Origin of the sequence: Evtepia sp. (genome assembly GCF_034090835.1) — a bacterium.
GTDB lineage: Bacteria > Bacillota > Clostridia > Oscillospirales > Oscillospiraceae > Evtepia.
This window is the reverse complement of the sequence record NZ_JAXDRS010000014.1, coordinates 65,685-72,186: the sequence shown is the minus strand read 5'-3', so window position 1 is coordinate 72,186 and position 6,502 is coordinate 65,685. Positions and strand designations below refer to the sequence as shown.

The window sequence follows — 6,502 nt, the reverse complement described above, 5'->3', positions numbered from 1 at the left end:
TTTCAAAGCAAAAACACAAGCGGATTTAAGAAAATATGTGAGTATCTCCCGATACACAAAATGCCGGAAATGCCTGTAAAGACAGGCTATACCGGCATATAAGAAGTTTTGAAAAGATAGTTAAAAATCATATTAGAGTTTATACTGAAATCAATGGATTTCCTCCCAGATGGCCTTCTGCAATCTCATCTTGCGGGCCCTGTCAACTTCCTGTATAATACCAGCTATGAAAGAGACACTACGCCAAAGGAGGATCGCCTGTGAACAAAACTGACTCCTATCTGGGCTTTGAACTGGGCCCCATTCGCCCGCCCAGCGAAGCATACAGCCTGCTGCTCCGCATCAACCGTGGCTGCGGCTGGAACAAGTGCCGCTTCTGCGGATTTTACCGGGGTGTGCCCTTCAGCCCCCGCTCCGCAGAAGACATTAAGAAAGACATCGACCTGGTCAAATACTGGGTGGATGTTTTCCAGGGAAAAGAGGTCTCCCGCCAGCCCAAATCCGAAGGCGACTACGAGGCCTGCTATATGGCCCATCACTGGATCCAGAGCGGAATGCGTTCCGTCTTCTTCCAGGACGCCAACAGCATCCTCATGAATCCCGACGGTATGATAGAAGTGCTGGAATACCTGAACCAGACCTTCCCCCAGATCCAGCGGATCACCACCTACGCCCGCTCCGATACCATCAACCGTCTCAGTGAGGAACGGCTGCGCCGCTACGCCCAGCTGAAACTGAACCGCTTCCACATCGGCCTGGAGACCGGCAACGATTATATCCTGAAGCTCATGCGCAAAGGCGTGACCAAGCAGGTACAGATCGAAGCCGGTATCAAGGCCATGAAGGCAGGCATTGAGATCAATGAGTTCTATATGCCCGGTATGGGCGGCCGTGAGTACGCCCGTCAGAGCGCCCTGGACACCGCAGATGTGCTGAACCAGGTCAACCCCAACTTTATCCGCATCCGCTCCATGGCCCTGGCAGAAAACCTGGAGATGTACGAAGATTATAAAAGCGGTCTGCTCACCCGCCCCAACGACATCGAAACCATCGGTGAGATCCGTCTGTTTCTGGAGAATCTCCACGGCATCACCAGCGTGGTGGACAGCGACCATATCCTGAACATCCTCCTGGAGCTGCGGGGCAAGCTGCCTGAGGACAAGGACAAGATGCTGGGGATCGTGGACCGCTTCCTGGAGCTGCCTCAGGAGCAGCAAAACATCTTCCGCCTGGGCCGCCGTCTGGGGATCATGGGGAACCTTCGTGACCTGAAGAACACGGTTCTGACGGACAAGGTGAAAGAAACCATGGAAAAGAGCAGCATCGACGAAAGCAACATCGATATGGTTTGCGATAAGCTGATGATCCGCGCTATCCCGATCTAACCCCCATACCAAAAGAATCAGCGGCCCCTTCCCGAGGGCCGCTGATTCTTTGTTGTATTCGCCGATTGCTACTATCCCTAATCATATATCCAATATTATTAGAACCTTATCCATTGACGCTGTCCAGTACCGCATCCCGGAAATGGATGGGAGACAGGTTCAGCATATTAAACTTGGTAGCCAGACAGAGGACATCTTCCCGCCGGGGCGACACGTCCTCAATCACATCCAGCTGCACCCAGGTGCCCTGCCATCCGCCCAGACACTGGAGGCCGTAGGTAAAATAGTTCTGTGCATCTCCCTCAACCTCAGTACATACGGTCTGATAGCGGACCACGCTGGGGGAAGCATTCTGTGCCTCGCAAAATACCCCGTTTTTCTGGAAATGATGGTCTCTCATCTCGCTCCCCCCTCAGAAACTTTTGCTTTACGCGATCTTGTAATGGTGTTATACTGTGCTTACTTCTTTTCACACAGGTTAAGAAGATAGTCACATAGTACGCATTTCGACTGATTTCGTCAATCCCAAATGTAAGCCCCCTCTTTACCTCTGCGCATATCCAATAAAACTCATTGCCACAGGTGATAAAATGATGCTCTCAACTCAACTGAAACTATTGAAAGAAAAGAGAAAACTGACCAATCAGCAATTATCAGATTTGTCTGGCGTTCCCATCGGGACCATCAACCGCATCCTCTCCGGACAAACGGACAACCCCAGCTTCCAGGCTGTCTGCGATATCGTTATGGCCATGGATGGCTCTTTGGACGAGCTGGTCGGAATCAAGACCGAGGCTCCTTCCAAGGACGGAAAGCTCCCGCCTAACAAAGACCTCATCTCTCTCTACGAATCCATGCTGGAGAGCAAGGAGCGATGGATGCACCGGCTCTTCGTCTGCTGCTGTGTGCTCACTCTGGTCCTCATCGGGATCATCGCCTTTGACCTTATGAATCCCACCATCGGATTCTTTCAAAAATGAGAGGCCGCTGGATGCCTCCCATTTAGATAACCTCAAAAATAGAACGGCTGCGGAACTTCATCCGCAGCCGTTCTATTCATGTTAGAACTGAATAAACATTCCGTCCATTCACTCTATCATCCCATATTTTTTCTTCACCCTCTGGATCTTCTCCATCAAAGGCTCGGTAAGCAGCCACAGCAGGATCGCCGTGGTGCCTCCGTGGACCAGGTCCATGGGGAGCCCGGTCAGGTAGTAACTGGCCAGAAGGGGCAGGGTGATCTCCTGGGTCCAGACCAGCGCAGAGGCAGGATTCATGATCCCGCCGTAGACCAAAAGGACCGCCCCAAAACCGAACCCACACAGGGCCATCTTTCCCTTCTTGGGCAGACCTCGACCATAGAAGAGGACACCGGCCAGAAAGCCGATCAGTCCCATGGCAAACATTTGAAAGGGGGTCCAGGGTCCCTGCCCAAAAAACAGGTTGGACACCAGCATGGTGAGCGCCCCCACCAGAAACCCGGAGGAGGGCCCCAGCGAAGCCCCGGTGATGATGGTAAGCGTTGTGACTGGTTTGCACTGGGGAAGCATGAAAAAGACCCCGCGTCCCGCCACGCCCAGAGCACATAGATAGGCCAGTAAAACCAGTTCCCTTGCCTTTGGTTTTCTCCCCTCAAAAGCAAGAAAAAACGGCAGAGAGACCTCCAGAAGGATCAGAAGCGAAATGAAATAGTACTTCCTGCCCTCCAAAACGGTGATGCCAAACCAAAGGGTCACAGGGATCAGTAGCAGCAGGATGGCGATAGACAGTACCATGCGAAAAGAATGACCCTTCTTTTTCCTCTTTTCCCCCTGGGCTGCCGACGGTTCCTGCATAGAGTCTTTCTCTTCCTCCGGAGGAGGAGAGGGAGGGATACTCTGCTCCGGCAGTTCCGCTCCGCACGCCTCTACCACTTCTCTCACGGTGACTGCCTGGGGCAGTATCGCTCGAACCATACGATTGGCTGCTGTGGTGTAAAACGTATTCCCGGAAAAGAACTGACGAGGAGAATCCTCCGTCACAATGGACCCATCAAAAAAGAGAGCACAGCGGTGCGCATAGCGGGCACAGAACTCCGTGTCATGGCTCACCATGACCACCGCCGTCCCCTCCTTGGTCAAATCCTCTAAAATTGAGGCCAGCACCCCCTGGAACCCCGGGTCCAGCCCCTTTGTGGGTTCGTCCAGAAGAAGGATCTCCGGCTTTGTCAGCAGCACCCGAGCCAGGGCCCCTCTCTGCTGCTCCCCCCCAGACAGGTCATACGGATGGCGGGAGAGCAACGGACCCAACCGGCACAAGGATACCACCCAGTCCAGCCGCTTCTCCCCTTCTTCGGGAGATAGCCCCTCCAACCGAATCTGATCCAGCAAGTCCTCTCGGAGGCTGTTACGGACAAAGACAGTCTGAGGGTCCTGGGGAAGCAGCGCCGTCTTGCCCCAGCGCTGGACCTTGCCCCGCACCGGACGGTACAATCCTGCCAAAAGCCCCAAGGCAGTGCTCTTTCCGGTTCCGTTCCCGCCCAGGAGGGCAAAGATCTCTCCCTTCCGTACCGAAAGGCTGAGTCCCTTGATCACATCCGGCAGCTCTCGCTCATAGCGAAACCATAGATCCCGTCCCCGCAGGATCACCTCGCCATGAGAATGGACAGGCTCCGGCGGGAGTTCCCTCAAAGGATGAGAGACAACATACTGAGAAAACCACGTTCGGCCCTCCCGGACCGTCACCGGACAGCTGCCCTCTCCCTGAGACACCGCCCCCCAAATCTGCATGGGAGCAGGCATCGCTCCCGCCATGGGATGACGGCAGGCGCGCAACTGCGCCCCCACCTCCGCTGGTGTGCCCTGACAGAACACTCGTCCTTTCTCCATCACTACAACGTGATCCGCCATGGGAAGGGCTTCTTCCAGCCGGTGCTCTGACAGAAGGACAGTCACGCCCAGTTCCCGGTTGATCTTCCCCAGCATTTGCAGAAACTCCGCTGCTGCAATGGGGTCCAGCTGGCTGGTGGGCTCATCCAGAAGCAACAGGTCCGGCCCCAGGGTCATCACAGAGGCCAGGTTCAGCAGCTGTTTCTGGCCTCCGGATAAGGTGGCGATCTCCCGGTAAAACCAGGTCTGTATCCCAAAAAAAGACGCCATTTCCGCAACCCGCCGGCGTATCGTGGGTGTGTCATACCCCAAACTCTCCATTCCAAAGGCCAGCTCATGCCACACCTTATCGGTGACGATCTGCCCGTCCGGATGCTGGCCCACATAGCCAATGCGGCTGCTCTGCTCCCGCTGTCCCAATTGAGAAAGAGGGGTTCCTTCCCAAAAAAGGTCCCCCGCTTTCCTTCCATAGGGTGCCAGCATGGGCTTACAATGGCGAAGCAGGGTGGATTTCCCACAGCCCGAAGGGCCGCAGATCACCACAAACGATCCGGCCTCCACCGACAGATCCACAGAACAGAGGGCCTTCTGCCGAAACTCTCCATAGGAAAAGGTGAGGTCTCGCACCTCAAGCTGCGCCATGGCCGTCCCTCCCTTCTCCGTTACGGATCAGCTCCAGGAACATAAGGCCGAAACAAATCAGCAGCAGCCCACTGCTGCACAGAATCGCCCATTCTCTCCACACCGCAATGGCGCGGCTTCCTAACACCGCCCCCAGGACAAAGAAAAGAATCACCAGAAAATAGGTCAAAGACTTGGTCCGTTCCCTGCGCACGCCTGTAAAGGAATATTCCGCAGCAGCGTGGATGGCAGAGCGAAGGTTTCCAATGCACATAGTAGTAGCAATGCTGTTGCCGTCGATCTTCCGAAAGGCTTCCACCTGGAATCCACAGGCCAGCGAGATCAAGCTGTTGGCCAGGAGGTTGGCCTCCTGGGGAATAAACGCTACCCCAGCCAACAACAGCAGCTCCACCAGAACTCCTATCTGCCGCCAGTGCAGCTTACCGATCTGCTGACACCAGTGGCGGATGAACAACGCCGCCAAAATGCCCACGGCAAAGGCTGCCACCGGGCAGAAGTAGTAAAAGGAAGCGGCCCAATCCCCCTGAGAGAGATGCACCCCCAGTAAAAGCATGTTGCCCGTCTGGGCATTGGCAAACACCCCTCCCCGGCACAGGTAGGAATAGGCATCCATCAGTCCACCAGACAGAGCCAGGAGCAGACCCAGACCAATGGTATCTGAAACCTGCTGGCCCGCCGGGAGCATCTTCCTCACAATGGCCGGGGACCGACCTTTCCGCTTTTCCAACGCCATACCTCCCTTCCGTTTAACACCAAAGGCGTCAGGCACAATGCCAGATACACCACAAATAACACAGCTGAAACAGGCGTCCATGCCCCTGTCATCCGAGGATAGTAGCCGTAGGCTAAGTCCCCACGCACCCATCCTATCACGAGAATACAGCCGCACCCCAACAGCCACGCCAGCATCCCTTTGTCTCTCCTGTCCCAACGATAGAGCGCGAACGCTGTCCGGCCAGGGAGCCCGTATCCCCGGCTCTTCATGGCATCCGCCGTCTCCACTGCGTGCTCCAGGCTCCAGGTTACAAGAATGGAGAGGCTGCCCGCTCCGCTTTTGAGTTTCCCCCAAAAGCTGGCAGGCGCCTCTCCCCCTCTCAGGCAAAGCTGGGCCTGAGAGATTTTTTTCATTTGCCGGGCAAGTCCCGGGATAAACCGAAGCACCATGGAAAGCAGCAAAGAGAGCGCTGGGGCTGCCCGTCCAAACAGGTAGACCATTTTATCGGTGCTCAGCACCTGATTCCAACAGGAAAACCAGAGAAAGACCGCTGCCAGCATAACAGACGCCGCCAGGCCATAGGCAATACTCTCCATGGTGAGAGGATTCCCGGAGGGAAAATAGGCCAACACCGTGACACCGCGGTGGGTAAACAGGGGATTGATCACCGCCGCCAGCAAGACCACCGGAACCAGATATTTCAGTCCCCCCAAAAGCCGCCTTCCATAGAGGCATCTGCTGTAACCCAACGCAGAGCCCAGAGCGATGAGCAGACAAACCGGATGGAGAAAAGCCATGGAAAACACCAGAACCAGCGCAAAATAGCAGAGGTTCACCCATGGATGAAACCCGGAAAACACATCGGTCTGCCGCATATCCTCCCTCCGTTCTGA

6 protein-coding genes are annotated in these 6,502 nt (G+C 55.3%); 2 read left to right on the top strand and 4 right to left on the bottom strand.

The window, feature by feature from the left end; translation table 11 throughout:
* Positions 1–260: 260 nt before the first annotated feature.
* Positions 261–1,385, top strand: a complete 1,125-nt coding sequence (locus tag SOR61_RS02850) for a radical SAM protein (RefSeq protein WP_320611185.1) — start codon at positions 261–263, stop codon at positions 1,383–1,385.
* Between the two features lie 106 nt (positions 1,386–1,491).
* Here the strand turns inward: SOR61_RS02850 and SOR61_RS02845 are convergent, their stop codons facing one another.
* Positions 1,492–1,785, bottom strand: coding sequence for a DUF6514 family protein (locus SOR61_RS02845; protein ID WP_320611184.1), 294 nt, complete (start codon positions 1,783–1,785; stop codon positions 1,492–1,494).
* Between the two features lie 193 nt (positions 1,786–1,978).
* Here SOR61_RS02845 and SOR61_RS02840 point away from each other — a divergent pair, with 193 nt between their 5' ends.
* Entirely contained in the window at positions 1,979–2,365 is a 387-nt protein-coding gene (locus SOR61_RS02840; RefSeq protein WP_320611183.1) for a helix-turn-helix transcriptional regulator, read from the top strand.
* 108 nt (positions 2,366–2,473) lie between these two features.
* Here SOR61_RS02840 and SOR61_RS02835 read toward each other — a convergent pair whose 3' ends face one another.
* The 3 genes from SOR61_RS02835 to SOR61_RS02825 are packed head-to-tail and all read right to left on the bottom strand — an operon-like array spanning position 2,474 to position 6,484.
* Positions 2,474–4,894, bottom strand: coding sequence for an ECF transporter S component (locus SOR61_RS02835; protein ID WP_320611182.1), 2,421 nt, complete (start codon positions 4,892–4,894; stop codon positions 2,474–2,476).
* Entirely contained in the window at positions 4,881–5,621 is a 741-nt protein-coding gene (locus SOR61_RS02830) for a YoaK family protein (RefSeq protein ID WP_320611181.1), read from the bottom strand. Before SOR61_RS02830 ends, SOR61_RS02835 begins: the two co-directional genes overlap by 14 nt.
* Positions 5,585–6,484: an energy-coupling factor transporter transmembrane component T gene (locus tag SOR61_RS02825; RefSeq protein WP_320611180.1), complete on the bottom strand. Its 900-nt coding sequence runs from the start codon at positions 6,482–6,484 to the stop codon at positions 5,585–5,587. Before SOR61_RS02825 ends, SOR61_RS02830 begins: the two co-directional genes overlap by 37 nt.
* Between the last annotated feature and the right edge of the window lie 18 nt (positions 6,485–6,502).

Bases quoted from the DNA above. Each gene is read 5' to 3' on its own strand.
- SOR61_RS02845 (WP_320611184.1), bottom strand. From the start codon at position 1,785: ATGAGAGACCATCATTTCCAGAAAAACGGGGTATTTTGCGAGGCACAG.
- SOR61_RS02840 (WP_320611183.1), top strand. From the start codon at position 1,979: ATGCTCTCAACTCAACTGAAACTATTGAAAGAAAAGAGAAAACTGACC.
- SOR61_RS02835 (WP_320611182.1), bottom strand. From the start codon at position 4,894: ATGGCGCAGCTTGAGGTGCGAGACCTCACCTTTTCCTATGGAGAGTTT.
- SOR61_RS02825 (WP_320611180.1), bottom strand. From the start codon at position 6,484: ATGCGGCAGACCGATGTGTTTTCCGGGTTTCATCCATGGGTGAACCTC.